Annotated in this window: 22 protein-coding genes and 1 tRNA gene; 10 read left to right on the top strand and 13 right to left on the bottom strand. The window is 59.6% G+C overall.

Features of this window, described 5'->3' with window-relative positions; genetic code table 11:
* Nucleotides 1-7: 7 nt before the first annotated feature.
* Nucleotides 8-2,560, bottom strand: a complete 2,553-nt coding sequence (locus EM858_RS16665) for an HWE histidine kinase domain-containing protein (RefSeq protein ID WP_127757297.1) — start codon at nucleotides 2,558-2,560, stop codon at nucleotides 8-10.
* Nucleotides 2,561-2,813: 253 nt separating this feature from the next.
* Here EM858_RS16665 and EM858_RS16660 point away from each other — a divergent pair, with 253 nt between their 5' ends.
* Nucleotides 2,814-3,236, top strand: coding sequence for a secondary thiamine-phosphate synthase enzyme YjbQ (locus EM858_RS16660; protein WP_080816363.1), 423 nt, complete (start codon nucleotides 2,814-2,816; stop codon nucleotides 3,234-3,236).
* Nucleotides 3,237-3,387: 151 nt separating this feature from the next.
* A complete protein-coding gene (locus tag EM858_RS16655) occupies nucleotides 3,388-3,723 on the top strand; it encodes a hypothetical protein (RefSeq protein WP_003522828.1) in 336 nt (111 codons plus the stop codon).
* Between the two features lie 183 nt (nucleotides 3,724-3,906).
* Here EM858_RS16655 and EM858_RS16650 read toward each other — a convergent pair whose 3' ends face one another.
* Nucleotides 3,907-4,650 carry an SIMPL domain-containing protein gene (locus tag EM858_RS16650; protein WP_127757296.1) on the bottom strand — a complete coding sequence of 248 codons (744 nt, stop codon included), beginning with the start codon at nucleotides 4,648-4,650 and terminating at the stop codon, nucleotides 3,907-3,909.
* Between the two features lie 180 nt (nucleotides 4,651-4,830).
* Between EM858_RS16650 and EM858_RS16645 the strand changes: the two genes are divergently transcribed.
* A tRNA-Ile gene (locus EM858_RS16645) sits at nucleotides 4,831-4,906 on the top strand.
* A gap of 173 nt (nucleotides 4,907-5,079) precedes the next feature.
* Here the strand turns inward: EM858_RS16645 and EM858_RS16640 are convergent.
* Together EM858_RS16640 and EM858_RS16635 are read right to left on the bottom strand one after the other, a co-directional pair.
* Nucleotides 5,080-5,451 (bottom strand): hypothetical protein, encoded by a 372-nt coding sequence (locus tag EM858_RS16640; RefSeq protein WP_035261012.1) that lies wholly within the window; start codon nucleotides 5,449-5,451, stop codon nucleotides 5,080-5,082.
* A gap of 212 nt (nucleotides 5,452-5,663) precedes the next feature.
* A complete protein-coding gene (locus EM858_RS16635) occupies nucleotides 5,664-6,296 on the bottom strand; it encodes an outer membrane protein (RefSeq protein ID WP_003522825.1) in 633 nt (210 codons plus the stop codon).
* A gap of 444 nt (nucleotides 6,297-6,740) precedes the next feature.
* Between EM858_RS16635 and EM858_RS16630 the strand changes: the two genes are divergently transcribed.
* Together EM858_RS16630 and EM858_RS16625 are read left to right on the top strand one after the other, a co-directional pair.
* Nucleotides 6,741-7,193 carry a hypothetical protein gene (locus EM858_RS16630; protein ID WP_127757295.1) on the top strand — a complete coding sequence of 151 codons (453 nt, stop codon included), beginning with the start codon at nucleotides 6,741-6,743 and terminating at the stop codon, nucleotides 7,191-7,193.
* 211 nt (nucleotides 7,194-7,404) lie between these two features.
* Complete coding sequence (locus EM858_RS16625; RefSeq protein ID WP_003522823.1) at nucleotides 7,405-7,965, top strand: dual specificity protein phosphatase family protein; 561 nt, start codon at nucleotides 7,405-7,407, stop codon at nucleotides 7,963-7,965.
* A gap of 133 nt (nucleotides 7,966-8,098) precedes the next feature.
* Here the strand turns inward: EM858_RS16625 and EM858_RS16620 are convergent, their stop codons facing one another.
* Nucleotides 8,099-9,346: an AGE family epimerase/isomerase gene (locus tag EM858_RS16620; RefSeq protein ID WP_127757294.1), complete on the bottom strand. Its 1,248-nt coding sequence runs from the start codon at nucleotides 9,344-9,346 to the stop codon at nucleotides 8,099-8,101.
* Nucleotides 9,347-9,538: 192 nt separating this feature from the next.
* Between EM858_RS16620 and metH the strand changes: the two genes are divergently transcribed.
* Nucleotides 9,539-13,312 carry a methionine synthase gene (gene metH, locus EM858_RS16615; protein ID WP_127757293.1) on the top strand — a complete coding sequence of 1,258 codons (3,774 nt, stop codon included), beginning with the start codon at nucleotides 9,539-9,541 and terminating at the stop codon, nucleotides 13,310-13,312.
* Nucleotides 13,313-13,381: 69 nt separating this feature from the next.
* Here metH and EM858_RS16610 read toward each other — a convergent pair whose 3' ends face one another.
* Both EM858_RS16610 and EM858_RS16605 read right to left on the bottom strand, forming a co-directional pair.
* Nucleotides 13,382-14,713, bottom strand: coding sequence for an MFS transporter (locus tag EM858_RS16610; RefSeq protein ID WP_127757292.1), 1,332 nt, complete (start codon nucleotides 14,711-14,713; stop codon nucleotides 13,382-13,384).
* Nucleotides 14,714-14,791: 78 nt separating this feature from the next.
* Entirely contained in the window at nucleotides 14,792-15,568 is a 777-nt protein-coding gene (locus EM858_RS16605) for an AAA family ATPase (protein ID WP_127757314.1), read from the bottom strand.
* A gap of 333 nt (nucleotides 15,569-15,901) precedes the next feature.
* On the opposite strand from EM858_RS16605, the gene EM858_RS16600 reads away from it, so the two are divergent.
* Complete coding sequence (locus tag EM858_RS16600; protein ID WP_127757291.1) at nucleotides 15,902-16,546, top strand: hypothetical protein; 645 nt, start codon at nucleotides 15,902-15,904, stop codon at nucleotides 16,544-16,546.
* Nucleotides 16,547-16,590: 44 nt separating this feature from the next.
* Here the strand turns inward: EM858_RS16600 and EM858_RS16595 are convergent, their stop codons facing one another.
* The 6 genes from EM858_RS16595 to EM858_RS16565 all read right to left on the bottom strand — a co-directional run bounded on the left by EM858_RS16595 (nucleotide 16,591) and on the right by EM858_RS16565 (nucleotide 22,844).
* Nucleotides 16,591-17,634: a zinc-dependent alcohol dehydrogenase family protein gene (locus EM858_RS16595; RefSeq protein WP_127757313.1), complete on the bottom strand. Its 1,044-nt coding sequence runs from the start codon at nucleotides 17,632-17,634 to the stop codon at nucleotides 16,591-16,593.
* A gap of 95 nt (nucleotides 17,635-17,729) precedes the next feature.
* On the bottom strand, nucleotides 17,730-18,788 hold the full coding sequence (locus EM858_RS16590; protein ID WP_127757290.1) for an ABC transporter ATP-binding protein: 1,059 nt from the start codon (nucleotides 18,786-18,788) through the stop codon (nucleotides 17,730-17,732).
* Between the two features lie 12 nt (nucleotides 18,789-18,800).
* A complete protein-coding gene (locus tag EM858_RS16585) occupies nucleotides 18,801-19,583 on the bottom strand; it encodes an ABC transporter permease (RefSeq protein ID WP_127757289.1) in 783 nt (260 codons plus the stop codon).
* Nucleotides 19,580-20,464 (bottom strand): ABC transporter permease subunit, encoded by an 885-nt coding sequence (locus EM858_RS16580; protein ID WP_020009253.1) that lies wholly within the window; start codon nucleotides 20,462-20,464, stop codon nucleotides 19,580-19,582. Before EM858_RS16580 ends, EM858_RS16585 begins: the two co-directional genes overlap by 4 nt.
* Nucleotides 20,465-20,568: 104 nt before the next feature.
* Nucleotides 20,569-21,675, bottom strand: coding sequence for an ABC transporter substrate-binding protein (locus tag EM858_RS16575; protein ID WP_020009254.1), 1,107 nt, complete (start codon nucleotides 21,673-21,675; stop codon nucleotides 20,569-20,571).
* A gap of 290 nt (nucleotides 21,676-21,965) precedes the next feature.
* Entirely contained in the window at nucleotides 21,966-22,844 is an 879-nt protein-coding gene (locus EM858_RS16565; RefSeq protein ID WP_080816423.1) for a MurR/RpiR family transcriptional regulator, read from the bottom strand.
* Between the two features lie 175 nt (nucleotides 22,845-23,019).
* Between EM858_RS16565 and EM858_RS16560 the strand changes: the two genes are divergently transcribed.
* The 3 genes from EM858_RS16560 to EM858_RS16550 all read left to right on the top strand — a co-directional run bounded on the left by EM858_RS16560 (nucleotide 23,020) and on the right by EM858_RS16550 (nucleotide 26,967).
* Nucleotides 23,020-23,793, top strand: a complete 774-nt coding sequence (locus EM858_RS16560) for an N-formylglutamate amidohydrolase (RefSeq protein WP_127757288.1) — start codon at nucleotides 23,020-23,022, stop codon at nucleotides 23,791-23,793.
* A gap of 225 nt (nucleotides 23,794-24,018) precedes the next feature.
* A complete protein-coding gene (locus EM858_RS16555) occupies nucleotides 24,019-25,533 on the top strand; it encodes an amino acid permease (protein WP_003522809.1) in 1,515 nt (504 codons plus the stop codon).
* A 66-nt stretch (nucleotides 25,534-25,599) separates the two neighbouring features.
* Nucleotides 25,600-26,967: a glutamine synthetase family protein gene (locus tag EM858_RS16550; protein WP_080818662.1), complete on the top strand. Its 1,368-nt coding sequence runs from the start codon at nucleotides 25,600-25,602 to the stop codon at nucleotides 26,965-26,967.
* Nucleotides 26,968-26,979: the final 12 nt, after the last annotated feature.

Below are 26,979 nucleotides of genomic sequence, written 5' to 3'. Positions count from 1 at the left end.
AGCTACCTCACACCCGCTCCGCATCCCCCACCAGTAGCCCAATCCCCGCCATAAGCGCATCCTCATCATAGGGCTTCCTGATCACCGGTACGGTACCGAATTCATCCGGCACCATGCTGCCATCCGCATAACCGGTGGCGAAGAGGAAGGGGACGCCGCGGCGGTGGAGTTCCCGGGCGACGGGGATCGAGGTATCGGAGCCGAGATTGATGTCGAGAATGGCGACATCCGGCACATAGGTCTTCAATTTTTCAATGGCCATTGCCGACGAGGTTGCCGTTTCGATTGCCTTGATGCCGTTGTCTTCCAGCATGTTCTCGACATCCATGGCGATCAGCATCTGGTCTTCGACGAGTAATACTTTCAACGGCTCCTCCCGGTTATAGCGTCTGGGCTGCGGCGCGGTTTCATCTTCGGTTTGCGTGTCGGCGACTGCCGTGGCCGAAGAAACGTGACGGGAGGGCAGGAGAATTTCCGCCTCCAGCCCATCAGGCAAATAGCGTAACGTGCTGCGTCCGCCGAGATCGTATGGGATGCTGCGGCTGATGAGTGCTGTGCCGAAGCCCGCGCGCGATGGTGGGGGCAGTTTGGTGGGCAGGATTTCGCGCCACTCAATCTCGCAATCGCGGTTCTCGTTGATGGTCCAGCGCACATGCAATTGCCCGCCATTTTGCGAAAGCGCGCCATATTTGGCGGCGTTTGTCGCCAGCTCATGCAGAACAAGAGCCATGACGGAAAAAGCGCGCGAATCGAGCGTCACCTGCGGGCCGGTCAGTTTCACAACCGTTTCCGGCGAGCGATGCGGCGACAGTTCGGCATCCAGAAGATCGCGAAGCGCGCCGCCGCCTTCACCGCGAATGATCTGGTCATGGGCAAAGGACAATGCCTGAATGCGGCCCTTCAGCGCTGTCACATATTCCTGCAGGGTCTTGCCCTCCTGCGAGGGATTGCCGACCAGCGATTTGATGATGGCCAGAACATTCTTGACGCGGTGGTTTAGCTCCTCGTTCAACATGCGCTGGCGCACTTCCGCGCGTTCTCTTTCGCCCGCCATCAGCTCACTGTGGTGGAATGCCACCTCGACCAGCGCGATCCTCGCCGCTTCCGCGATCTCCCGGTCGGCTTCCGACCAGGGCTGCGCCTGCAGGCGGACCGTCTCTTTCCAGATGGCGAAGCTCTTGCGCGGGGTAAGGCGGTCGCCCATCGGGCCGGTCTCGTAGGATTTTTCCGGATTGCCAGCCCAGTTCAGGTTTTGCACGATCTCCTTGCGGAAAAACAGCAGGTAGTCGTTTTTCACCTGCGACAGCGGGATGGCGAGCATTCCGGCTGCCGTGCCGGCATAGATTTCGGCCTCCGGTATGGCCTGCGACAGCGCGTGCGTCGCCCAGACCTTACCTTCCGACGTTGAGGCGACGAAGCGCGCCAGCCTTGGAATGGCGTCATGCGGCGGCGTTGCGCCATGGCCGTGCCAGTTGTTTCCCACCCACAGGCCGACGCCATCGCAGGGCATCAGATCGGCAAAATCCTGAAAGCTGTCGATCAGCAGTTCTTCGATGTTGGCGTGATGGGCGGCAAGCCGAAGGAAGCGGTCAAGCGCGGCATGGGCATGGTGGACAGTATCGAGCCTGCGCTTCTGTTTCAGAACCTGCAAATGCATGGAGAAAAACTCTCCGAACATTTCAGCGGCGATCCGGACCGGCATCGTCAGCACGCGCGGGGAATAATGATGGCAGGCGATCAGGCCCCAGAGCGCCCCGTCGACAATCACCGAAATCGACATGGAAGCCGCAACACCCATGTTGCGAAGATATTCGCAATGGATGGGCGAGACGCTGCGCAGATGGGCAAAGGACATATCGAGAGGTTCGCCCGATGCGTCGAGCGCCGGCAGGACGGAGACCCGGGCGCCACTGGCATCGGAGATGATGCGCAATGTGTTCTTGAGATAGAGCGCGCGGGCCTGCTGGGGTATGTCGCTGGCGGGGAAATATTGACCGAGAAAGCTTTCCAGCTCCGGCTGCTTCGCTTCCGACACGACCTTGCCGGCGCCGTCTTCCTCGAAACGATAGATCATCACCCGGTCGTAACCGAGCGTCGCCTTTATCAGCCGTGTCGTTCTGGAGATCAGGCTTTCGACACTGTCCGCCTCGCGGATGCGGTCCACCATCTTGCGCGCCGTGCCGAGCGGCTGCGTTTCGTTACGGGAGGGTTCGAATTCAATGATCGTGGTGGATTTGTAGCGGTGCAGGGAAATATCGAAACTGCGGCCGTCGCTCATTTCCATGGCGGGCAGCATGGCGGGGCGCGTGGTTCTGCCGGTGACGGTGAGCGCATTGCGAAGATCGTGGACGAGCTTTTTGCCGAGCACCTCCTCGGCGGTCCTGCCATTGATATCGCCCTCGACGCCGAGCAATTCGCGGCAGTTTTCAGAATGCCGCAGCACCATGCGCATGGCGTTGTCGCAGGCGATGAGACAGCCGTGCGGTTGAATATAGCCTGGGATGTGGATGGGTTCGCGGTCGCAATTGGTCAGGTCGACATGATAGTCACTGGGGGCCATGAATAAGTCTTTCGCACCCTGTGCCTGTCTTGTACGGGGAGTGTTTTGTTCGTCGAGGAACGGGTAAGCTTGAATAATTCATTCTGATAGTGCCAACCCTTCCCCGTTTTTTGCAACTGTGACGCCGGTTTTCCGTTCTGCTTTTATAAGCCGTTGTCACGCAATTGTCGTATCCCTTACGTCATCGGATACAATTTGACATGCTGAAACGTTGGCAGCGCCGATTTTGTTCCAACGCGTTGAAGGAAAAAATGTGCCGCAGAGAAAAATGATCGTCGCTACCCGTGGGCAGGGTCTTTATGAATTCACATCCGAGGCCAAGGCATTCGTCAGCCACGCCGGCGTGGAAGAAGGCCTGCTGACGATCTTCGTCCGGCACACATCCTGCTCGCTGCTTATCCAGGAAAATGCCGATCCCGATGTGCGGCGCGATCTCACGGTGTTTTTCTCCCGTCTCGTGCCGCCTTCCGACGATCCTTCCATGCGCTGGATCACCCACACTCTCGAGGGCCCCGACGATATGCCCGCCCATATCAAGTCGGCGCTCACCACGGTTTCCATCGGCGTGCCGATCAGCGACGGCAGGCTCGTGCTCGGCACCTGGCAGGGCCTTTATCTTTTCGAACACCGCGATGAGCCGCATCGGCGCGAAATCGTGCTGCATATCTCGCCGTGATAGCTGGATCCGGATTGAGGCGTTCCGCGTTAACCTCCCTGAACGCCTGCTGAACATTCGGTTCTGCTGATATTCAGGCGGGCGGGTCTAGGGTCTCGTCAATCGCCGGGGGATGTTCCCCTGTCGGCAAAGCAACAAACGGAGTGAGTTCATGTTCAGCACCTTCGCAAAAGCCGGCCTGGCTGCCCTCATCGCCCTCGGTGGAATTTCCTTTACTGCTCCGGCGGCTTCCGCAGGCTCGGACGTTCAGTTCAGAGTTCAGGTTCAGGATGGCTATGGCCATCGCCCCGGCTGGGGCCGCCCGGATCGCCCGCGCCGTGGCTGCGCGCCCTGGCTTGCGGAAGAAAAAGCGAGCCGCATGGGCCTTCGCCGCGCCCGCGTCGTTGATGTATCGCCGCGCCGTGTCGTGGTTGCAGGCTTCGACCGTCGCGGCCGTGACCGCGTCGTTTTCGCCAATGAGCGCGGCTGCCCGGTCATCCGCCGCTAATATGTCATCCGCCGCTAACAGCGGCGACCTTATCGATCTGCCGATATCCCCGTACGGTAGATGGATCAAAAATGCCCCTCGCTTGTCCGGAAAGGCAGGCGAGGGGCATTTCATTTCGGGTTATGCGACGGGTGAACGCAAGATGGGGCAGGAGCGGCGCCTGGGCGCCGCCCGCCGTCGATCTTATTGCTCGAGAGCGAAGGTGACGTTGACCACCACGCTGTAGTTGTTCTCACCCGAAGCGATCGGAACGCTGTCGGCTTCCTTCATCATCGAAGCGCGCATCATGCCCGCCGGTACCGGCATCGGGCGTTGCGAGTTTTCGCTGATCTGAATGACCCGGCCAAGCTTCACGCCTGCCGCTTCCGTCAGCGTTTTCGCCTTGGCCAGAGCATCGGCAACGGCCAGCTTGCGGGCTTCGGTCACCGTCGCTTCGGGCTTGTCATTGGTGAAGGTAATGTCGCCGCCCTGGTTGATGCCGAGCTTGACGGATGTATCGAGGATCGTGCCGAGCTTCTTCAGGTCGCGCACCCGCACGGTCAGGCCGTTGGACACCTGATAGCCGGTGATCTCGGGCGCGACATAGACGCCATCCTTGGGTTCATAGTGCTTGTAGAGCGGCTGCACCGAGAAATTGCTGGTCTGCAGGTCGCGGTCCTCGATGGCGGCCTCTTTCAGCGCCTTCAGAACATCGGCAAGCGCCTTGGAGTTTTCGGTAAGCGCCGCAGCCGCGGTCTCCGCCTGCTTGACGACGCTGAAGGACAGGATCGCCATGTCGGGGGCAATGGCCGACTGGCCTTCACCGGAAACACTGATGGTGGCTTCGCGCGGGGTAGCCTCCTGCGCAGACACCTGGGCCGCGAGCGGCATCATGGCTGCTGCGGTCATTGCGGTGAGTGCGAAAAGGCGGGCCGTTTTTGTCTTCATGGTGTTTCCTCGTTGATTGAGTCCCTTTGAAGGGTATTGCCTTAGATTGTGTAGCTAATACGGCGGCACTGCTTTGCGAAAGCATCATTGGCTTGTCGGGCTCAAAAAATTACGTTAGAGCGTGACCCACCGGATTCGAGCCATTGCGAAATCGGTGTTTCGGACTGGTTTTTCCGAAAAGGGCCTGTAGCTCAATGGTTAGAGCCGGCGGCTCATAACCGCTTGGTTGGGGGTTCGAGTCCCTCCGGGCCCACCATTTTCTTTCAAGATCAATTGCTTGGGATGTTTTGTGGCTCTTCGCGAGCGCGCCTCTGTCACGTCTGAGGCGTGATCTCTGCTATGCCGATGGCAAGTTCCGGCTGCGGAATGAATGCGTCGGAGCCGATCCGGCGTGCCGATGGGGCAAGCCGGATCGAGAAAGCTTTAATGTCAGTTACAAACCCGCATACTTTCCGTATGCCAGCCGCCGTCATAGGAATTGGGAACGCGGCGGTCTTCGAACCAGCAGCGCGGGCGGGGCGGCGGTGGCGGCTCGTAGTAGCGCGGGCCGTTATTGCTGTTGGCGATGGCGCCGCCGATCAGGCCGCCGATGACGCCTGCGGCGAGGCCGCCGGCAATCGCTGCGCCGTCATTGTGGCGGCGGTGCTCGCGGTAGGGCGGCGGGGGTGGGCCGCCCCGGTCGTAGCCACGGTCATAGCGCGGGCGATAGGGATAGTCCTGCGCGGCAGCGGTGCCATAGGATGCAAAAATGCTGCCGGTGGCGACCAGCGCGGCAATAGTGGAAAGAATTATCTTTTTCATCGGGGCTACTCCATAAGCCTGCTTCGGGAGATAGAGGCTCATTATGCCCGGATCATGGCACGGGACGGGTGAACGGCCTGTGAATATTCCATTTCAGCACAGTTCATATTTTTCTGATTTCAGAATGTAAGAATTCAAGCCGGTTCAGGCTTTCAGTAACGGAAAAGCCCGGCGTATGGCCGGGCTTTTTGTCGAAATCGGATTGGTCGCGATCAGAACTTCACGCCGAGACCAACCTTCACAGTGTGCTGGTCGACATCGGTGTTGATGCCGAAGATGTCCTTGTCGCTATAATCGTTGTAGCGATATTCCAGCCTGCCGAACACATTGTCGGTGAAGGCATAGTCCAGACCCGCGCCAACGGTATAGCCGTTGAAGGTGGTGCTGTCCTTGCCGGCGCCGGGCGTTTCGATGAAGCCGCGTGTCGCGGTCCAGCCGGCGGTGGCATAGAGCAGGGCATGGTCGAAGGCATAACCGACGCGGCCGCGAACGGAGCCCTGCCAGTCGGTGCCGATTTCGGTGCCCGCATAGTCATTGTCGTTCCAGTTATAATCGACATCGCCTTCGATGCCGAGGACCAGATTATTGTCGAACTGGTAATTGTAACCCACGAAGGCACCCAGAATACCGCCGTCGAAATTATCCGAGGCGACCGGACCGCCCGCCGAAAAATCGCCATTCGCCCAGCCCGCGCCGCCTTGAATACCAAGATAGGGGCCAGACCAGGTGAAGACGGGCAGGGTTTCCTGCGCGACCGGAGGTGCGGGCGTTTCGTATACGGCATCCGCGGCCATTGCGGTGCTGGCCGACAGGGCCAGGAGTGACGTTACGATCAGCGTTTTCATCGTTTTTCTCCCTGAGCTGACTGACATCCATAGCATAGATTAGCTGCTTTTAATATGGGTTAGGGTTCGGCGGTTCCAAGAGGCGCTCGTGTCCTCCCGGCTTTGCTGGCCGTCTTGCCCCGGATCGCGGCTTTTTATCGCCCCGCCATGCTGTTCTGATGCGGCGAACGTCTTTGGCCGTGTTTGGTTCCCTTCGCCGTTTCGTCAAAAGTCCGGCAGGGCGGCCGGCCGACGTCACGCTTGGTTGTCTTGACAGCACAGGGCGCGACCATAGAGTTGTGATAGACTATGGCGGTGCCGATGCTTTTCGCTGCATTGCCGGCGGCATGAGCTGCGGTTGAGACTACACCGTTGCGACTTCCCGGTGAGGGGGATCGTTGCGGGCGGAAAGGGCATGGGAGGATGAGATCGCATGAGGCTTTATTTTAGCGGAGGAGGGGCGACGTGATTGTCGGAGCCGTTCTCAGCGCCATTCTTCTTCTCACCCTCATTGCATTTCCGCGGCATCTCAAATCCGTTGTCATCTGCCTGTTGCTGATCTGGACGACCACCGCCGCCTTTGTGATTTATGACTGGTGGCGCGGCAACCAGCGGCTTGACCATATCGTCGCGAGTGCCGGATTCGATGCAGCCTGCCCGGATGCGGCATTGCCGATCCGTGTCAGCTTCCGCAACGACAATGATGTCGCCGTACAGCGGCTGACCTATACGCTCGAAGGGTTCGAACCGGCCTTCCGTGCCTCCGTTTCCTTCGATCCCTATCAGGTGAGCGAAAGACGGATCGAGGCCGGGGAGACTTTCTCGGCCTGCCGGGCGTTCCGGATGCGCAACAATGAAAGGGTGGAGCCGCAACGGCTGGAATGGCGTGTCACCGTCATTTCCGCGGAATTCGACTGAGCGGTTCGTGCGGCTGCCGGTTATCACGGCATTTTGAAAATTTTCGCGCCGGTGAGGGGCGGCCGAAAAATCCCTGCATCACAGAGGTTTCAGGCGGATGGGTGAATTGCCATCGTCCGCAACGGAACCGGCTCGGCCAGTCGCTGACTTGTTTTCGTCCATTTGCGATGCCATTTCCCCCTCCATTCGATGAATGTCGCGGGTTGATGTTTTGCGTATTGTTCTGAAGTTTCTGAAAATAACCGCCATCGGCCTTGTCGCCCTGCCGGTTCTGGCGGGTGCGCATATGGGCATCGGTCAACTGACCGGAAATTTTCACGAAGTCATTCCCGGAGAGCTTTATCGTTCGGCCCAGCCGAGCGGCAAGGACATCGCGGCCTATGCCAAGGCTTATGGCATCAAGACGATCATCAACCTGCGCGATGAAAAGCGTGAAGGCTGGTATGATGCCGAAAGCCTTGCGGCCAAGAACAATGGCATCCGGCTTGTCGATTATCCGCTGAGTTCAAGCGAAAAGGTCTCGGTGGAAGATTCGGAAACGCTGGCGGCCGTGCTGCGCAATGCGGAAAAACCGATCCTCATCCATTGCGAACATGGCGCGAACCGCACCGGGCTCGCCTCCGCCATCTATGTGGCCGCCGTGGCCGGCAAGAGCGAGGCGGCCGCAGAATTTCAGCTTTCGCCCTATTACGGGCATGTGCCGATCCCCGGTATCGGGCGTTATGAAATGTACCAGTCCTGGGACGATTTCGAGGAAACCATCGGGTTTTGAGGATTGCTTTATACGCGGCGTCATCCTCGGCCCTGTGCCGAGGATCCAACCACGTTGCGTTCAGCGGATAGGTTGCAGATGCTCGGGACAAGCCCGAGCATGACGGCGGAGGGGCTATTGGCCGCAGCGAGCCTCAATAATCCCCGCCGCTTTCCCTGATCACCTTCGTCAGGCTTCCCGTCGCCGGGAAAAGCGGGATGAGGCAGGCCTGCAGCGCGTGGTAGATATCGCCCTTGCCGGGGAACAGCGTGTGGGCGGGAACCAGATCTTCCGTCAATTCCTCGTGCCAGCCGCCATTCTCATGGTCGATGAAGTTGTTGGCGATGGTGCTCCAGATGCGGCGATAGCTGTCTTCATAGAAGTTGTCCGCCGGCAGGTTCTCGTTGAGGAAGTGGGCAGCGCCCGCCGCCTCGGACATGGGCCACCAGAGCTTAGCCCGCTTGTCGGGATTGTCGTCCCAGTCGAGCGTATAAAAGAAGCCGCCCTTTTCCCGATCCCAGCCGAGCGCCATGGATTGCACGAACAGCGATTTCGCGGCCACCGGCATCCAGTCGTGTCGGCGCTCTCCCAGCACCCACAATTGCAGGATGAGGCGCGCCCATTCCAGCCAGTGGCCGGGGGTGGAGCCGGAGGGGCGGAACATTTCGTTGCCGCGATACTCCCTGTCGAGCGTCCAGTTCTCGTCGAAATGCTCCGGCACGCGGAAGTCCAGCTCTCCGGCGCGGCGGCGGATGACGAGATCGGCGATGCGCTCCGCCTTGCTGAGGTAGCTGTTGTCGCCGGTGACCTCATAGGCTGCCATCAGCGCCTCGGTCAGGTGCATATTGGAGTTCTGGCCGCGATAATTCTCGATGGGCGACCAGTCGCGATGGAATTCCTCGGCGATGGCGCCGTGTTTTTCTTCCCAGAAGCGGGTTTCCAAAACCTCGGTAATATCGGCCAGCATCCTGTCGGCCAGCGGGTGGCCGACGGTCTTGGCGGAAGAGGCGGCCAGAAGCACGAAGGCATGGCCATAACCCTGCTTGGTGGCGTCCACCGGGCCGGCATCGTTCACCTGCCAGAAATAACCGCCATGCTCGCCGTCGCGGTGCCTGTTCCAGAGATAGGTCATGCCGTGATCGACGATATCGCCGCAGCCCGGACGCCCGAGCAGGTGGCCGATGGAGAAGCAATGCACCATGCGGGCCGAAGCATGGATGCCGCGCACGGGGTCGTTTGGCTGCAGCGGTGCGCCCGTGGCATCGAGATCGAAGAAGCCGCCGGCGGGGTTGACGGCGCGATACTGGAAGAAATCGAAAAGTCCCTCGGCCTGTTTTACCAGCCATTGGCGATGCCAGGGCAGGGTGTTCCAGTTGCGGCTGTTGTGATCGTCCTCGGGCATTCTCGTCCTCCATGCGGTTTGCTGCTTCGGCTTATATCCTTGCCGTATAAACCTGTCATCTGTCAGCGATATTTCGTAACGTGCCGCAACTGCGCAAAGCCATGCCTGTCCCTTGAAGATATATTGACATAAACATATCTTTATGTGACTTGACGGCTTGCGATCTTGCAAATCGAAATGAGGAGTGTGCCCGTGTTTGACGATCTGTTCGGCCCTGAAGGGGCAAAGCGTGACGGCGCGGAAATTTTCAAGGCGTTGCGCGAAGCCGCCAGCGAACGCATCCTCATTCTCGACGGCGCCATGGGCACGCAGATCCAGGGGCTGGGTTTTGACGAAGACCATTTTCGTGGCGATCGTTTTATCGGCTGTGCCTGTCACCAGAAGGGCAATAACGACCTTCTGATCCTGACCCAGCCTGATGCCATCGAAGACATCCACTATCGCTACGCCATGGCGGGTGCGGATATTCTCGAAACCAACACGTTTTCGTCCACGCGCATCGCGCAGGCCGATTACGAGATGGAAAACGCCGTCTACGATCTCAACCGCGAGGGTGCAGCGATTGTCCGCCGTGCCGCTCAGCGCGCCGAGCGGGAAGATGGCCGCCGCCGTTTCGTGGCGGGCGCCATCGGCCCGACCAACCGCACGGCCTCGATTTCGCCTGACGTCAACAACCCCGGTTTTCGCGCCGTCAGCTTCGACGATCTGCGCATCGCCTATGGCGAGCAGATCGATGGCCTGATCGACGGCGGCGCCGATATCATCCTGATCGAAACGATTTTCGATACGCTGAACGCCAAGGCAGCGATCTTCGCCTGCGAGGAGCGTTTCGAGGCAAAGGGCATCCGCCTGCCGGTGATGATCTCCGGCACGATTACCGACCTTTCCGGCCGCACGCTTTCCGGCCAGACGCCTTCGGCGTTCTGGAACTCGGTGCGCCACGCCAACCCCTTCACCATCGGCCTGAACTGCGCGCTGGGTGCCGACGCCATGCGTCCGCATCTTCAGGAGCTTTCGGATGTGGCCGATACCTTCGTCTGCGCCTATCCGAATGCCGGCCTGCCGAATGAATTCGGCCAATACGACGAAACGCCGGAGATGATGGCGCGTCAGGTCGAGGGCTTTGTCCGCGACGGGCTCGTCAATATCGTCGGTGGCTGCTGCGGTTCGACGCCGGAGCATATCCGGGCGATTGCGGAGGCTGTCAAAGGTTACAAGCCGCGCGAAATTCCCGAGCACAAGCCCTTCATGTCGCTTTCGGGCCTCGAGCCTTTCGTGCTGACCAAGGATATTCCCTTCGTCAATGTCGGCGAACGCACCAACGTCACCGGCTCGGCCCGCTTCCGCAAGCTCATCACCGCCGGCGATTACACGGCGGCGCTGGCGGTTGCCCGCGATCAGGTGGAAAACGGTGCGCAGATCATCGACATCAACATGGATGAGGGTCTGATCGATTCCGAAAAGGCGATGGTGGAATTCCTGAACCTCATCGCCGCCGAGCCGGATATCGCCCGTGTGCCTGTGATGATCGACTCATCCAAGTTCGAGATCATCGAGGCCGGCCTGAAATGCGTTCAGGGCAAGTCGATCGTCAATTCGATTTCGCTGAAGGAAGGCGAGGAGAAGTTTCTCCAGCAGGCGCGGCTCGTCCATAATTACGGGGCGGCGGTCGTGGTCATGGCCTTCGATGAGGTCGGGCAGGCCGATACCTATGAGCGCAAGGTCGAGATCTGCTCGCGCGCCTACAAGCTCCTGACCGAGAAGGCGGGCCTGTCGCCGGAAGACATCATCTTCGATCCCAACGTCTTTGCCGTCGCGACCGGTATCGAGGAACACAATAATTACGGCGTGGATTTCATTCAGGCCACCAGAACCATCCGCGAAACCATGCCGCTGACGCATATTTCCGGCGGCGTTTCCAATCTGTCCTTCTCCTTCCGCGGCAATGAGCCGGTGCGTGAGGCGATGCATGCCGTGTTCCTCTACCACGCCATTCAGGTCGGCATGGATATGGGCATCGTCAATGCCGGGCAGCTTGCGGTTTACGACAATATCGACCCGGAACTGCGTGAGGCCTGCGAGGACGTGGTGCTGAACCGTCGCGACGACGCGACCGAGCGTTTGCTGGAGGTCGCTGAGCGTTTCCGTGGCACGGGCGCCAAGGATACCAAGGTTCAGGACCTTTCCTGGCGCGAACTGCCCGTCGAGAAGCGGCTGGAACATGCGCTGGTCAACGGCATTACCGACTATATCGAGGCCGATACGGAAGAGGCGCGCCAGAAGGCGGAGCGCCCATTGCACGTCATCGAAGGGCCGCTGATGGCCGGCATGAATGTGGTCGGCGATCTCTTCGGTTCCGGCAAGATGTTCCTGCCGCAGGTGGTGAAATCCGCCCGTGTGATGAAGCAGGCCGTGGCCGTGCTGCTTCCTTACATGGAAGAGGAAAAGCGCCTGAATGGCGGGTCTGAGCGTAGTGCCGCCGGCAAGGTGCTGATGGCCACCGTGAAGGGCGATGTGCATGATATCGGCAAGAACATTGTCGGTGTCGTTCTCGCCTGCAACAATTATGAGATCATCGATCTCGGCGTCATGGTGCCGACGACGAAAATCCTTGAAACGGCGATTGCGGAAAAGGTGGATGTGATCGGCCTTTCCGGCCTCATCACCCCGTCGCTCGACGAGATGGTGCATGTGGCGGCCGAGATGGAGCGGCAGGGTTTCGACATTCCGCTCCTGATCGGCGGCGCAACGACCAGCCGCGTGCATACGGCGGTGAAAATTCATCCGCGTTACGAGGCGGGGCAGGCAATCTATGTCACCGACGCCTCGCGCGCGGTGGGCGTCGTGTCTGCGCTTCTCTCCGCCGAGCAGAAGCCCGCTTATATTGACGGTATTCGCAGCGAATATGCCAAGGTGGCGGAGGCGCACGCCCGCAATGAGCGCGAGAAGCAGCGCCTGCCGCTTTCCCGCGCCCGCGAGAATGCGCACAAGATCGACTGGTCGGCCTATAGCGCCGTCAAGCCGCAATTCTTCGGCACCAGGGTGTTCGAAACTTATGATCTGGAAGAGCTTTCCCGTTACATCGACTGGACGCCCTTCTTCCAGACATGGGAATTGAAAGGCCGCTTCCCGGCCATTCTCGATGACGAAAAGCAGGGCGAGGCGGCGCGGCAGCTTTACAGCGATGCGCAGGCGATGCTGAAAAAGATCATCGAGGAAAACTGGTTCCGGCCGCGCGCGGTGATCGGCTTCTGGCCGGCCAACGCCGTGGGCGACGATATCCGGCTGTTCACGGATGAAAGCCGTAAGGAAGAGCTGGCGACTTTCTTCACGCTGCGCCAGCAGCTTTCCAAGCGCGATGGTCGCCCGAATGTGGCGCTGTCGGATTTCGTGGCGCCTGTTGATAGCGGCGTTGCCGATTATGTCGGTGGTTTCGTGGTGACGGCGGGCATCGAGGAAGTGGCGATTGCCGAGCGTTTCGAGCGGGCGAATGACGATTATTCGTCAATCCTCGTCAAGGCGCTGGCCGACCGTTTCGCGGAAGCCTTTGCCGAGCGCATGCATGAGCGGGTGCGCAAGGAGTTCTGGGGTTATGCACCGCAGGAAAACTTCAACGGCGATGAGCTGATTGGCGAGGCCTATGCCGGCATTCGCCCAGCGCCCGGCTATCCGGCCCAGCCAGATCATACTGAAAAGAAGACGCTCTTCGCCTTGCTCGATGCCACCAATGCGGCGGGTGTGGAACTGACGGAAAGCTACGCCATGTGGCCCGGCTCCTCCGTCTCCGGCATCTATATCGGCCATCCCGAAAGCTATTATTTCGGTGTCGCCAAGGTGGAGCGCGATCAGGTTCTCGATTATGCGCGCCGCAAGGATATGCCGGTGGAAGAGGTGGAGCGCTGGCTCGGTCCTGTCCTCAATTACGTGCCGACGAACGGCGCGGAGGAAATCGACAGCGCGGCGTGATGTTTCGGTGTGCTGCCGTTCAATAAAAAGCGCGGGTAAGCCCCGCGCTTTTTGCATTCATTCAATTGTTTAAGACCGTAACGCCGCCAGTTCCTCGATGCCGACATGGCTCTCCACCTCGCTGCCGCGCAGATAGAGATAGAGGCCAATGCAAAAGGCGAGGACGGCGATGAAGACCAGATACCAGGCATGGGCCATGGGGTTGACGGCGAGCGCCGTGGTCACGCCAATCGGCGTCAGCCCGCCGAAGACGGCATAGGAGACGTTATAGGCGAAGGAGAGGCCCGAGAAGCGCACCGAGGCTGGGAAGGCGCGCACCATGACGTATGGCACCGCACCCGCCATGCCGACCGAAAGGCCCATGACGCCGTAAAGCACGAACATGGTTTGAAGCGATGTGCCGGCATAGCTGTAGAAGGTGAAGGTGGCGATGCCGAAGAAGATGCTGGCGCCCATGAAGAAGATGCCGGAGCCGACGCGGTCGATCAGCGCGCCGGCGATGATGACGCCGAAGATCAGGAACAGCGTGCCGAAGCTGGTGCCTGCCAGCGCCTGTGTCGGGGTATAACCGTAAAGCTTCTGCAGGAAGGTGGCCGTCATCAGCGTCGTGACGACGATGGCGGCCGAGAGAACCCAGGTCAGCAGGGCGGAAATGACCACGCCGCGCATATGGTGCTTCAGCACCAGCCCGAGCGGCAGCTTGTCCGTCAGCGATTTCGACTTCTTCATCTCGGTGAATATCGGCGTTTCTTCCAGCCAGCGGCGTAGATAAACGGCGATGAGGCCGAAAATGCCGCCGAGCAGGAAGGGGATGCGCCAGGCGTAACCGGCAACGTCCTCCGGTGTGAAGAGCGAGTTGATGGCGAAGGCGATCAGCGAACCCAGCATGATGCCGAAGGAAAGGCCCGATGTGAGGAAGCCGCAGGCGAGGCCGACGCGGCGGAAGGGCACGTGTTCGGCAACGAAGGTCCATGCGCCCGGCACTTCACCGCCGATGGCGGCACCCTGCAGCATGCGCAGGATGATGAGCAGGATGGGGGCGGCCACGCCGATGGTGGCATAGGTCGGCATCAGCGCCATGCCGAGGGTCGAGAGCGCCATCAGCAGGATGGAGAAGGCGAAGACGCGCTTGCGGCCGTAACGGTCGCCATAATGCGCCAGCACGATGCCGCCCAGCGGCCGTACCAGATAACCCGCGGCGAAGATGCCGAAAGTCTGGATCATCACCAGCCAGTCCGGCATTTCCGGCGGGAAGAACAGATGGCCGATGACGGTGGCGAAAAATACGAAGATGATGAAATCGTAAAATTCCAGCGCGCCGCCGAGGGCCGACAGGCCAAGAGTTCTGTAATCCTGACCGTTGAGGGGCCGGGCTGCCGCCGGTGTGGTGGTGGGAGACATGAGGCTGCTTCTTTTCTAAATTACCTATTACTTATGGGCATGCGGCAAGCGCGGCGCGATTTCAAGCCTAATCGACGCTCAATCGCTCAGGTATTTCGAGGGACGATCAAGAAAGCGGCGCAGGAAATTGATGTTTTCCAGCTCGTCATAGAGGCGCTCGGTGATGCCGTCCGCGTCGAAATGATAGATGGTCGCCTCGGGAATGGCCAAAAGCACCGGCGAATGGGTGGCGATGATCAATTGCCCGCCACCATCGGCGGCGTCACGGATAAGGGCCGCCAGTTCGAGCTGCTTTTGCGGCGAAAGCGGGCTTTCCGGTTCGTCGAGAAAATAGAGGCCGGCGCCATGCAGCCGCTGTTGCATGATATCGAGAAATCCTTCGCCATGCGAACGCCGGTCGATGACATTGTTCCTGACGATCCTGCGAAACGTATCCGGGGTTTCTTCCGGAAAGTCTTCGCCCTTCTTGAGGGCCTTTTCCCGCTCCCAGCGAAAATCGTCCAGCGCATCCTCGTTCTGCCGGCGGATATAACCAAGCACGTCTTCCGCGCGCATGAACATGCGGATTTTCGGATATTTCTTGCGGGCGAAATAGAAGGACTTCGCCACGGTTTCGGCATGCTGAAGGTAGAGGTCGCCGGCAACCTCGCCGTGATTGCCGATGGCATAGGCCGTCATTCCCGCCGCCAGCCCTTCCAGCAGCGTCGATTTGCCGGAGCCGTTATTGCCGGCAAAAAAGGTGATCGGCGTCTTGAACTCGAGGCGTTCCAGATGGCGCAGCGCCGGAACCGAGAAAGGATATTCATCCCGTCCGCCCGGGGTTTCTTTCATGGTTACGCTATCGAGAAACAGCATGTCGCGTTCCTTGTATCTCATCCGTCATGTTCGCCGACGTTGCGCTCTGTCGCATCATCGCGGCGCTATGCTCAAAGCAATTGCGTGTGATTGCGGCTTAACGTGGGGCGCTGTTCGCACCAATGGTTTATAGCGTTGGCGGAGATACGTCATGTCGCATCGTTAGAAGTCCATTTTATTATAAATTAGTGGGTCTAATTATAAGTAATAAATCGATCTACATTAGATATATGCAATATATATCTTAAATTTAAGATGTTATCGTAAGTATATACTTCAAATTAATTCAGTAATGCCAGTTGTCATCATTCTCGTTGTTTTTGGAGAGAGTGAATGAAGCATATTGCGCTTTTTTCGGTCGCGTTTCTATTTTCCGCGATATTCGTGAGCGAAGCTGAGGCGCGGAAGTCCCGTTTTTTTGTCATCCCCGGATTCGGCGGCGGCGAGACCGTCGATCTCGTTTATGATCTGCCGGACAACGAGCCTTTTCTTCGCGACGGGGAAGCATTCGACGTTGGTTATCTCAACAGCGGGGATAGGAGCGGTTATGTGCTGTATCGTGGCGAGCGGTACAGCAGGCTCAGCGATGCGGATATCGCCAGGCTGAAGGCGACGCTTGGTTTTGATCCGACGACAAAAGACCGCATGGAGCGGGCGGCGAGGGACAGCGACGCGCCCTGGAACCTTGTGATTATCATAGCGGTCGCAATTATTGGTATCTTTGTGCTTGTTCACAAGGGCATGCAGCTAGTGCGGTGGATTTCGCGACTGGCGACGATCTCCGCAGTTGCGGGAAGTCAGCGGCAGGAGGAGGAGGACACTCCCGACCCCCTGGAGGTCCGCAAGAAGCAGTTGATGAACCGTCAATGGAGCGATAGCCAGACGGATCACGCGGCGCGTATCCCGGCAGCATCGTCGGTCCACGCGTCTGCCCCGGGAGCCGCTCCGGTCCGGACATTCGGACGCAGGAGCGCCTGATCGGTGCGGAATCCTTAAACCTCAGACGGTCTCAGGAGCCTGCACTATTCGAACCGGTCGATGATGCTGATGCCGCTTTCCCTGAAGCTGTCCATGGCGGGCAGGGCGGTTGCTGCCTCAGTCAGTGAGATGTGGCGGCCGATCAGCTTTTCCGGCGCGAGCCTGCCGCTTTCGATCATCGCCAGCATGTCCTCGTAACGCCACGCCTGCATGCCGTGGCTGCCATAGATCTCCAGCTCATGCGCGATCACCCGCGCCATGGGAATGGCGGGCATGGCGTGGTCTGCCAGCATCAGCCCCACCTGCACATGGCGGCCGCGCCGACGCAGATTGCTGATGGAGTTGCAGCAGGTCTGCGGGTGGCCGAGCGCATCGACAGAGACATGTGCACCACCACCCGTCACCTCGCGAACCGCCTCGGCAACATCGGCAACCGCGCGGCTGTTGATGGTGGCGCTTGCTCCAAGCTGCCGCGCAAGTTCGAGCTTGTCTTCGGCAATGTCGATGGCGACGACCTGCGCGCCGAGGCCAGCGCCGATCATGATGGCGGAAAGACCGACGCCGCCGCAGCCATGCACCGCCAGCCATTCGCCGCCCTTCAGGCGTCCCTGATCGGTTACGGCCCGGAAGGAGGTGGCGAAACGGCAACCGAGGCCGGCAGCGGTGGCGTAGCTCATCGTATCCGGCAGATGCACGAGGTTCTGATCGGCATAATCGATGGCGACATATTCGGCGAAGGAGCCCCAATGGGTGAAGCCGGGCTGGAACTGCGCCTCGCAAACCTGCTGGTTGCCGGAACGGCACTCATGGCAATGGCCGCAGCCGGAAACGAAGGGCACGGTGACGCGGTCGCCGGTCTTGAAGCGGGTGACGTTTTTGCCGACAGCGGCGATCACGCCGGCGAATTCGTGGCCGGGAACGTGCGGCAGGCGAATATCCGGGTCATGCCCCATCCAGCCGTGCCAGTCGCTGCGGCAGAGACCCGTCGCCTTTACCTCGATGACCACGCCGCCATCGGTCGGTTCCGGATCGGGCAGAGACGCGACAACCGGGGTCTCGCCGAACAGTTCGTAATAAAGCGCGCGCATCATGGCCTCACATGGTTGGTATGCAGGTTCGAAGTCATACCTGCTCTACCATTTCCCGCAAATGGGCGAAGGGGTTTTGTGGCTGGAAAAGCGCTTCAGTCCTTGATGAGCATCAGGTCGCCGGCTGCAAATTTCAGCGTCACCTGCTCACCGACGGCGGGCGGTGCTGTGCCGGGATCGTTGAACATGTCGAAAGACAGGGTGGAACCGCCAAGATCGAGGCGGGTGCGGATGACGGAGCCGAGGAACTGGCTGGAAGTGACGAGGCCGGAAATGGCGACATCGCCTTTCGCATCGCCGCCGAGCGCGCCCGCTTCCGGTCGCAGGGCAAGGGTGATTTTTTCGCCGTTCGCCGCATTGACCGGCTTGTGCAGGGTGATCTGCTGCTCTCCGACACGGATGGTGTTGGATGAGGAATCGACCACAGTGGCGTCGATGAGGTTCAGCGTGCCGACGAAAGAGGCGACGAAGCGGGTCGCGGGCTTGTTGTAGATATCGAAAGGGGAGCCGATCTGGTCGGCGCGGCCGCCATTCATGACGACGATGCGGTCGGAAATCGACAGGGCCTCTTCCTGATCGTGGGTCACGAAAATGGTGGTAATGCCGAGTTTCTGCTGGATCTGGCGGATTTCCTCGCGCAGCGAGACGCGGATTTTCGCGTCGAGCGCGGAGAGCGGTTCGTCCAGCAGAAGCACTTCCGGTTTCGGCGCGAGCGCGCGGGCGAGCGCCACGCGCTGCTGCTGGCCGCCCGACATCTGGTAGGGGTAACGATCCGCGAGATGCTCCAGATGGATGAGCTGGAGCATTTCCTTCACGCGTGCATCGATCTCAGCTTTCGGTTTGCCGGCGACTTTCAGGCCGAAGGCGACGTTTTCATAAACATTCATGTTGGGGAACAGCGCATAGGCCTGGAACACCATGCCGATATTGCGCTGGTTCGGTCTGAGCGCCGTCTGGTCCTTGCCGTTGATGACGATGGATCCGCCGCTCGGGGTTTCGAAACCGGCGATCATGCGCAGCACGGTGGTCTTGCCGCAGCCCGATGGCCCGAGGAAGGAGACAAACTCGCCCTTTTCGATGGCCATGTTGAAATCATGCACGACCTGCACGGAGCCGAAGGATTTCTTGATGTTGCTAAGTGTCAAAAAGCTCATGAAATATTGTCCTCAGGCCTTGGGAGGCGCGCCCTTCTGGTAGCGTGAAACGAGTTGGATCAGACCCAGGCAACCCCAGGTGATGCCGAAGGAAATCACGGCAAGTGCGGCCGGTTCATAGGCGCGGTTGGCGCCAAGCAGCTGCATGTAGGGGCCGAAGGCCGGGCGGTTCAAAAGGGCTGCCATGGTGAATTCACCGATGACGATGGCGAAGGTCAGGAACGCACCGGACAGCACGGCGACCAGAACATTGGGCAGGATGATGCGCGAGAGGATGGTCGTCCAGCCCGCGCCAAGGCTCTGAGCCGCTTCCGTGAGCGTCGCCACATCGATGGTTCGGAGGCCGGTATCGACGGCGCGGTACATATAGGGCAAGGCCAGTGTGGCATAACCGAACATCAACAGCAGGTTGGTGCCGAAGCTCGTGCCGGTCAGCGGCAGCCAGCTCGACGTGTTGTAAAGCCGGATGTAACCGAAGACGATGACGATGGCCGGAATGACCAGCGGCAAAAGCGTGATGAACTCGATATAGGGGCGCAGGCCTGGCAGTTTCAGGCGCACCCAATAGGCGGTGGGCACCACCAGCAGAACCCCGAAGACGATGGTGAACAGCGCCATCACCACGGAATAGCTGAAGGTTTCCTGAAAGCGCGGATCGGTCAGCACCTTGGCATAGGCGTCGAAGGAATATTCGCCGCGCCGCATTTTCAGCGAGAAGTTGGTCATGCCGATCAGCGGCAGGGCGAAATAGAGCAGGCCGAAGATCAGCGCGCCCCAGGCGAAAAACCGCTTCATTTCAGCCACCTTTCGCTGCGGGCGCGCAGCCAGATATATAGCGCATTGGCAATGCCGGTGACGACGATCATGCCGAAGGCGAGCGCGTAGCCGAGATGCGGGTTGCCGAGAACGTCGCCGCGAATCTGCGCGAAAAGCAGGATGGGCACGATGTTGAGCGAGGAGCCGGTGAGCGCGATTGCGGTCGCCACCGCGCCGAAGGCGTTGGCGAAGAGCAGCGACATGGTGCCAAGCAGCGACGGCAGCAGGATGGGGAAGGCCACCATGCGCCAATATTGCAGGCCGGTTGCGCCGAGGATTTCCGCAGCCTCGCGCCATTCGCGTTTCAGCCCGTCCAGCGCCGGCGTGATGATGAGGATCATCAACGGTATCTGGAAGAACAGATAGGTGACGGTGAGACCCCAGAAGGACAGGATGTTGAAGCCGAGGAGCCTGAGATCGATGCCGACCTGGGTCTTCAGAAAGACGGTCAGGAGGCCGACCGGGCCGAGCGTGGCGATGAAGGCGAAGGCGAGCGGCACGCCGGCGAATTGCGAGGCAACGCCGGAAAAGGTCAGAAGCGGTCCGCGAATGCGCTGCGGCAATCCGCCAAGCACCACGGCGGCGGCGACGGCAAAACCGATCAGGCAGCCCAGCGCCGCCGAAGCGAGGCTGATCTTGATCGAAATCCAGTAGGCCGCAAGGATGGAGGAGGTGAAAAGCCCGGCGATATTTTCCAGCGTGAAGCTGCCATCCGTCTGCTGAAACGCGCCGATGACGATCTTCATCGTCGGCAGAATCAGAAACAGCAGAACAAAAACGGCAAAAGGTACGATCCCTATCCAGTGAAGAGGCAGTTTTCTGCCAGCGTCGGAAGGTCCGCCGGTGTTGGTCGATGACATGCCTTGTCCCCAAACGCCGCTTTCAAAACGGTCTGTCTATTAAGGTATTCATTATAAAAGAAGCACCCCGGCTTTTTGATCGGCCGGGGTGCGTTTTCAACAGTTTACTTCACGTTCGCGCCGACAACGCTGTCCCAGCCGCCGGTGACGGCAGCCTTGTTGGCGTCGACTTCCTCGAGCGTCGGGAAGATCGCCTTTTCATAGGCTGCGGCCGGCGGCAGGCTGTCGATCAGTTCCTGCGGAACCTTGCCGGCCTTGACCATGGCGTTGAAGCGGATCGGGTGGCAATAACCCTTCAGCCAGCCGAGCTGACCGTCGTCGGAATAGAGGTGCTCCATCCACAGCTTGGCGGCGTTCGGGTGTGGCGCGTAGGCGGAAATGCCCTGCACGTAAACGCCGGCGAGAACGCCCTTCTCAGGGACGACGACTTCCGTCGGCGGGTTGTCGTTCAGCGTCTTCTTCCAGGAAAGGGCGTTATAGTCCCAGGCGATGATGATCGGGGTCGCGCCCTGTGCCAGCGTACCGGCCTTGCCGATGACCGGCAGGAAGTTACCGGCCTTGTTGAGGTCGGCGAAATATTTCAGGCCGGCTTCACCGGCTTCCTTGCCAGACTTTGCACCGGTGGAAAGACCGGCGGCGAGAACGCCGAGGATCGCCTGGTTGGAGGCGCGCGGATCGCCGGCAAGCGCTACCTGACCGGAATATTCCGGCTTCTGCAGGTCGGCCCAGTCCTTCGGCGTATTCTTGACGAGGTCCTTGTTCACGAACATCGACATGACGCCGTAATAGTCGCCGTACCAGTAACCTTCCGGATCCTTGACGTTGTCGGGGATTTCGTCCCAGGTGGAGACCTTGTAAGGCTGCAGCAGGCCTTCGGCCTTCATCTGCGGGCCGAAGGCGAGACCGACGTCTACGACGTCAGGAGCCTGCGGGCCCTTGTTGTCCTTGTTCGCCTTGATGGCTTCGACTTCATCGGCGGAGCCGGCGTCCGGGTTCAGTTCGTTGACGGTGATTTCCGGGTACTTCGCCTTGAAAGCGGCGATAACGTCGCCGTAACCGCACCAGTCGTGCGGCAGCGCGACCGTGGTCAGCATGCCTTCCTTCTTGGCGGCAGCGATCAGTTCGGCGCTCGGCTCAGCGGCGGCGATCGCGGTGGAAGCGATGACCAGTGCAGTGGTCGTAGCAAGCAGTCGGCGGCAGTGAGAGATCACTTTTTTCTCCTCTTCGTGTTCTCATATTGCGGACGCTGATACGGATTCTCGATGAAGCTAATGTGACGGCTGGATTGCAATTTATTTATCCGGATTCCGCCACTTTACACTCGTTTTCCGCCATTATCAGGCTTGTGTGCCTGCAATTGCGGGAGTTGCCCGTTGTCGTCCGTTAGATCAGATGCGTTCCCCAGCTTGGTGTTTTCCCCTGCTTTATCGTGCTGGCGGCGATCGCAGGTATCCAATCAGCGTGCGGCATCCGCGTCAAGTCGTATGCCGGCTATGCAAATTCATGTTCTTTGCGGCCTGCGGAACAGCCGCGTCTGTTCGAACAGGCCTTCCAGTGCATTCATGCGTTCCCTGGTTTCATCCCAGGTGCCGCTCTGCACCGCTTCGATCAGGGCTTCGACCACGAACAGGGTGACAACGGAGGAATCCCATGCCGAGGGAGCCTCGATCCTGACGCGGAAAATGTGCAGCGCGTGGCGCGCCACCGGCGATGTCCATTGATCGGTGAAGAGAATGATCTGCACGCCGTTGGCTTTCGCCACTTCGGCCAGCGTCGTCATGTCGTGCTCGTAGCGGCGGATGTCGAAGATAACGAGCACGTCGCCGGCGCTCATGTTCAGCATATATTGCGGCCAGGCGCTGGAATTCGACGACATCAGCGTCGTCTTCGGCCGGATCACCTGCATATGGGTGAAGAAATATTCGGCAATCGCACCGGTGATGCGCCCGCCGACGAAATAGATGCTGCGCTTGCGGTCGGAAAGCAGCGCTGCGGCATTGTCGAAGACGGCGGTGTCGAGATCGCTCAGCGTATCGCGCAGATTGCCGGTGATGGCATCTGCGAAGCGGTTGAGAATGTGCAGGCCGGGCGCATTGGTTGCCCAGCGGTCATGTTTGGCGATGGGGCCGGAGATCGTCGCTTCCAGTTCCTGGTGCAGATGCGCCTGAAATTCCGGATAGCCCTTGTAGCCGAGCTTCTGCACCATGCGCGCCACCGTCGGCGTCGAAACGCCGGCATTTTCCGCAATGGTGGTGATGCTGCCGAGGCCGGAGACGGGGTAGTTGCCGAGCAGGCTCTCCGCCAGCCGTTTTTCCGAACGGGTCAGCGCATCATAGTGGGCATGGATGACATCCGACACGGTCGCCGTCGTGCTGCGCAAATTTTTCCCCTTCCGGTCTTCTGCCGGTGCATGGCTAAAATAAACATCTGTGCCAGCTATCGAGTCAATGGGAAAATGAAGAGAAAATTTCAAAATTCCATTTGACACTCGCAATAATGTGAAGAATTCTTTTCGGCATTGACGGAGCGACGGGGTTTCCGGGCGGGGTTCGTGCATGACGGTGCGGTCACGGTTTTTCACAGAAGCGGAAGGGCAGGCCGTCGGCATCGAGAATGCTGGGGCAAAGGGCGTCGTCCTTCTCGTCTGCGAACATGCCTCCGCCACCATCCCGCAGAAATTCGGTACACTGGGTCTTTCGCCGGAGGTGCTTTCGAGCCATGCGGCGTGGGATCCGGGCGCTCTGGCCGTTGCCCGGCTGCTTTCGGAAAAGTTTGACGCCACGCTCGTCTACCAGCGGTTTTCGCGCCTTGTCTACGATTGCAACCGGCCGCCCGAATCGCCTTCCGCCATGCCGGTGAAAAGCGAGATTTACGATATTCCCGGCAATTTCGATCTCAGCGAAGCGGAGCGGTTCGCCCGCACCTCAGCACTTTATGTGCCGTTTCATGACCGGGTGAGCGAGATCATTGCCGCGCGGCAGGCGGATGGCCGCAACGTGGTGGTGGTGACCATCCACAGTTTCACGCCGGTTTATCACGGCCGGTTCCGAAAGGTTGAGATCGGCATCCTGCACGATACCGACAGCCGTCTCGCGGATGCGATGCTGGCGGGCGCCGAAGGGTCCTCGCTTACGGTCAACCGTAACGATCCCTATGGCCCGGAAGACGGCGTGACGCATACGCTGCGGCTTCATGCGCTGCCGGACGGGCTTTTGAACGTCATGATCGAGATCCGCAACGATCTCATCACCAATGAAGGAGAGCAGGCGGCAATCGCCGGTTTTCTCCACGAGCTTATGGGGAAGGCGCTCTCATCTATCGATGAGTGAGGGAGCTATGGCCGGCCGATGGTGAAAACACCGGGGCCGGCTGCCAGATGAGACTGCCGCCATTTTATAAAAACCGGCCATGCAGCCGGAAAAACACGAAGCGGCAAGGGAACAGCAAGTGCGTGCGGCCAATCGCGGGAACTCCCGGGTGAAGCCGGAAACTGGGGCACAATCGGCCAATAACGGCTGACTGGCTTGTTTTTTTCTTATTCAGGAGAGAAGGGCATGGACAGTTCATCGTCAGGCGTCAGCTACAAGAAAGCTGATGCATCCTATTTCGAAAAACGCGGACTATCCCGTTATGCGGGCGTGTGGTCGCTCTGGTCGCTCGGCGTCGGCGCGGTCATTTCCGGGCATTTTTCCGGATGGAATTTCGGCTTTTCCACCGGCGGCTGGGGCGGCATGCTGGTGGCGGGCATCATCATCGCCATCATGTATCTCGGGCTGACATTCTCGATTGCGGAAATGAGCCCGGCCTTGCCGCATACGGGTGCGGCCTATTCCTTCGCCCGCACGGCCATGGGCCCATGGGGCGGCTTCATCACCGGACTTTGCGAGAATGTCGAATATGTGCTGACGCCGGCGGTCGTCGTCACCTTCATCACGGCCTATGTGAACTCCATTCTCGGACTCGATCCGGCCTATTCACCCTTCGTATGGATAGCGTTTTACGCGATATTCCTTGCGCTCAATGTCTTCGGGCTTGAGCTTTCCTTCAAGGTGACGCTGGTTATCACGCTGATTTCGCTTGCCGTTCTGGTGTTCTTCTGGATCAGCGCCATTCCCAACATCGATTTTTCGCGTTTCGCGCTCAATATCGGTGTCGGACCTGACGGCAAGGCGGTGGAGCTGCCGGAGGGCGGCGGTTCCTTCTTCCCCTTCGGGTTCTCGGGCGTTCTCGCCACGCTGCCTTTCGCGGTCTGGCTGTTCCTCGCCATCGAGCAACTGCCGCTGGCGGCGGAAGAATCGGTCGATCCCAAGCGCGACATGCCGAAGGGCATCATCCTCGGCATGGTGACGCTGATGGTTTCGGCCTTCATGATCGTGCTGCTCAACCCGTCTTTGCCGGGCGTCGGCGCCTTCCATCTCAGCTCCTCGCTCGAGCCGCTGCTCGATGGTTTCAAGGCGATCTATGGCGATGGCGGTGTGGTGGTGCTGGGTCTCGTTGCCTTGACCGGCCTGATCGCCAGCTTCCATACGATCCTCTATGCACAGGGCCGGCAGATCTATTCGCTGTCGCGTGCGGGTTACTTCCCGACCGTGCTGTCGATCACCCATTCCAAATACCGCACGCCATACGTTGCCAACATCACCGGCGCGATTGTCGGCTTGGCGGTCATGCTCGTCATCTGGTTCGCGCTGGGTGCGGAACAGGGCGGCAGCATCATCGGCAGCGTGCTTTTGAACATGGCCGTGTTCGGTGCGATGTTCTCCTACATCATGCAGGCGATTTCCTTCATTCTGCTCCGAAAGAACCTGCCACATATCGAGCGGCCGTTCCGTTCGCCCTTCGGCATTCCGGGCGCGGTGCTGACGGTCATCATCGCCATCGTGACATTGCTTTACCAGATCCAGGATCCGAACTTCACCAAGGGCGTGCTCTGGGTGGCGGTCTGGTTTGCCGTGGCGATTGCCTATTTCGCCTTTGTCGGACGCCACCGCCTCATCCTGTCGCCGGAAGAGGAATTCGCGCTGGAGCACAAGCAGGCTGCGGTTGCCGCAGCGGCTGCAAAGGCCTGATGCTCAAACGAAACGGGCGGCCGCATCCCGGCCGCCCGGTCGCCACAATAAAAGGGAACGGACAAAATGACGAGCTACACATTCGACGCGCTTAAAATGGATGTCGCCGAGGGGCGCATCGACACGGTTCTGGCCTGCCTTGTCGACATGCAGGGGCGTCTGATGGGCAAACGGTTTCAGGCGGAATTCTTCGTTGAAAGCGCCTTTGAGGAAACCCATAGCTGCAATTATGTGCTTGCCACCGACATGGAGATGGAGACCGTTCCCGGCTATAAATCCTCCAGCTGGGAAAAGGGTTATGGCGACTATGTGCTGAAACCCGATCTTTCGACGCTGCGGCGCGTGCCGTGGCTGGAAGGCACGGCGCTGGTGCTATGCGACGTGCTTGACCATCACACCCATGAAGAGGTGCCGCATTCGCCGCGTGCGCTGCTGAAAAAGCAGGTGGCGCGGCTGGAGGCCATGGGGCTGAAAGCCTTTATGGCGACCGAGCTGGAATTTTTCTTGTTCGACCAGACTTTCGATGCGGCGCGCGCCAGCGGCTACAAGGGGCTGAACCTCGCCAGCGGCTATAATGAGGATTACCATATCTTCCAGACCACCAAGGAAGAGGATGTCATGCGGGCGCTGCGCAAGGGCCTGCAGGGCGCCGGCATTCCGGTTGAAAACTCGAAGGGTGAGGCGTCTCCCGGCCAGGCGGAAATCAACGTTCGTTATGCCGAAGCGCTGACCATGGCCGACCGGCACGCCATCATCAAGAACGCTACCAAGGAAATCGCCTGGTCCAAGGGCAAGGCGGTGACGTTCCTTGCCAAGTGGAACTATAACGCCGCCGGCAGTTCCTCGCATATTCACCAGTCGCTGTGGAGCCTCGATGGCAAGACACCGGCCTTCCTCGACAAGGACGCCAAACACGGCATGTCGGAGCTGATGCGGCATTATGTTGCCGGGCTTCTCGCCCATGCCAGCGAAATAACCTATTTTCTGGCGCCCTATATCAATTCCTATAAGCGGTTCATGGCCGGCACGTTTGCGCCGACCAAGGCGATCTGGAGCCTCGACAACCGCACGGCCGGATATCGCCTGTGCGGCGAGGGCACGAAGGGCATCCGCATCGAATGCCGCGTCGGCGGATCCGATCTCAATCCCTATCTCGCAATGGCTGCTCTTCTTGCGGCGGGCATTGACGGCATCGAAAATAAACTTGAACTTGAGCCCGCCTTTGTCGGTGACGCCTATGGCGGCAAGGATGTGCGCGAGATACCCAAGACCCTGCGTGACGCCACTGCCTTTCTGGACGGATCGAAAATGCTGCGCAACGCTTTCGGCGACGATGTGATCGATCATTATGTCCATGCCGGACGGTGGGAACAGGAAGAATACGACCGCCGCGTGACCGACTGGGAAGTGGCGCGCGGTTTCGAACGGGCCTAATCATTACGGGAA

This window comes from Agrobacterium sp. CNPSo 2736 (assembly GCF_004005385.1).
Classification (GTDB): Bacteria; Pseudomonadota; Alphaproteobacteria; order Rhizobiales; family Rhizobiaceae; genus Agrobacterium; species Agrobacterium leguminum.
This window is presented reverse-complemented; position numbering and strand designations above follow the sequence as displayed.

Excerpts from the sequence above, each read along its gene's own strand:
- EM858_RS16650 (WP_127757296.1), bottom strand. The coding sequence starts at position 4,650 with ATGAAGACAAAAACGGCCCGCCTTTTCGCACTCACCGCAATGACCGCA.
- EM858_RS16590 (WP_127757290.1), bottom strand. The coding sequence starts at position 18,788 with ATGAGCTTTTTGACACTTAGCAACATCAAGAAATCCTTCGGCTCCGTG.
- EM858_RS16585 (WP_127757289.1), bottom strand. The coding sequence starts at position 19,583 with ATGAAGCGGTTTTTCGCCTGGGGCGCGCTGATCTTCGGCCTGCTCTAT.
- EM858_RS16640 (WP_035261012.1), bottom strand. The coding sequence starts at position 5,451 with ATGAAAAAGATAATTCTTTCCACTATTGCCGCGCTGGTCGCCACCGGC.
- EM858_RS16620 (WP_127757294.1), bottom strand. The coding sequence starts at position 9,346 with ATGCCCGAGGACGATCACAACAGCCGCAACTGGAACACCCTGCCCTGG.
- EM858_RS16635 (WP_003522825.1), bottom strand. The coding sequence starts at position 6,296 with ATGAAAACGCTGATCGTAACGTCACTCCTGGCCCTGTCGGCCAGCACC.
- EM858_RS16555 (WP_003522809.1), top strand. The coding sequence starts at position 24,019 with ATGGACAGTTCATCGTCAGGCGTCAGCTACAAGAAAGCTGATGCATCC.
- EM858_RS16580 (WP_020009253.1), bottom strand. The coding sequence starts at position 20,464 with ATGTCATCGACCAACACCGGCGGACCTTCCGACGCTGGCAGAAAACTG.
- EM858_RS16595 (WP_127757313.1), bottom strand. The coding sequence starts at position 17,634 with ATGCGCGCGCTTTATTACGAACTGTTCGGCGAGACCCCGGTTGTCGCG.
- EM858_RS16610 (WP_127757292.1), bottom strand. The coding sequence starts at position 14,713 with ATGTCTCCCACCACCACACCGGCGGCAGCCCGGCCCCTCAACGGTCAG.
- EM858_RS16605 (WP_127757314.1), bottom strand. The coding sequence starts at position 15,568 with ATGCTGTTTCTCGATAGCGTAACCATGAAAGAAACCCCGGGCGGACGG.
- EM858_RS16550 (WP_080818662.1), top strand. The coding sequence starts at position 25,600 with ATGACGAGCTACACATTCGACGCGCTTAAAATGGATGTCGCCGAGGGG.
- EM858_RS16560 (WP_127757288.1), top strand. The coding sequence starts at position 23,020 with ATGACGGTGCGGTCACGGTTTTTCACAGAAGCGGAAGGGCAGGCCGTC.
- EM858_RS16665 (WP_127757297.1), bottom strand. The coding sequence starts at position 2,560 with ATGGCCCCCAGTGACTATCATGTCGACCTGACCAATTGCGACCGCGAA.
- EM858_RS16600 (WP_127757291.1), top strand. The coding sequence starts at position 15,902 with ATGAAGCATATTGCGCTTTTTTCGGTCGCGTTTCTATTTTCCGCGATA.
- EM858_RS16655 (WP_003522828.1), top strand. The coding sequence starts at position 3,388 with ATGTTCAGCACCTTCGCAAAAGCCGGCCTGGCTGCCCTCATCGCCCTC.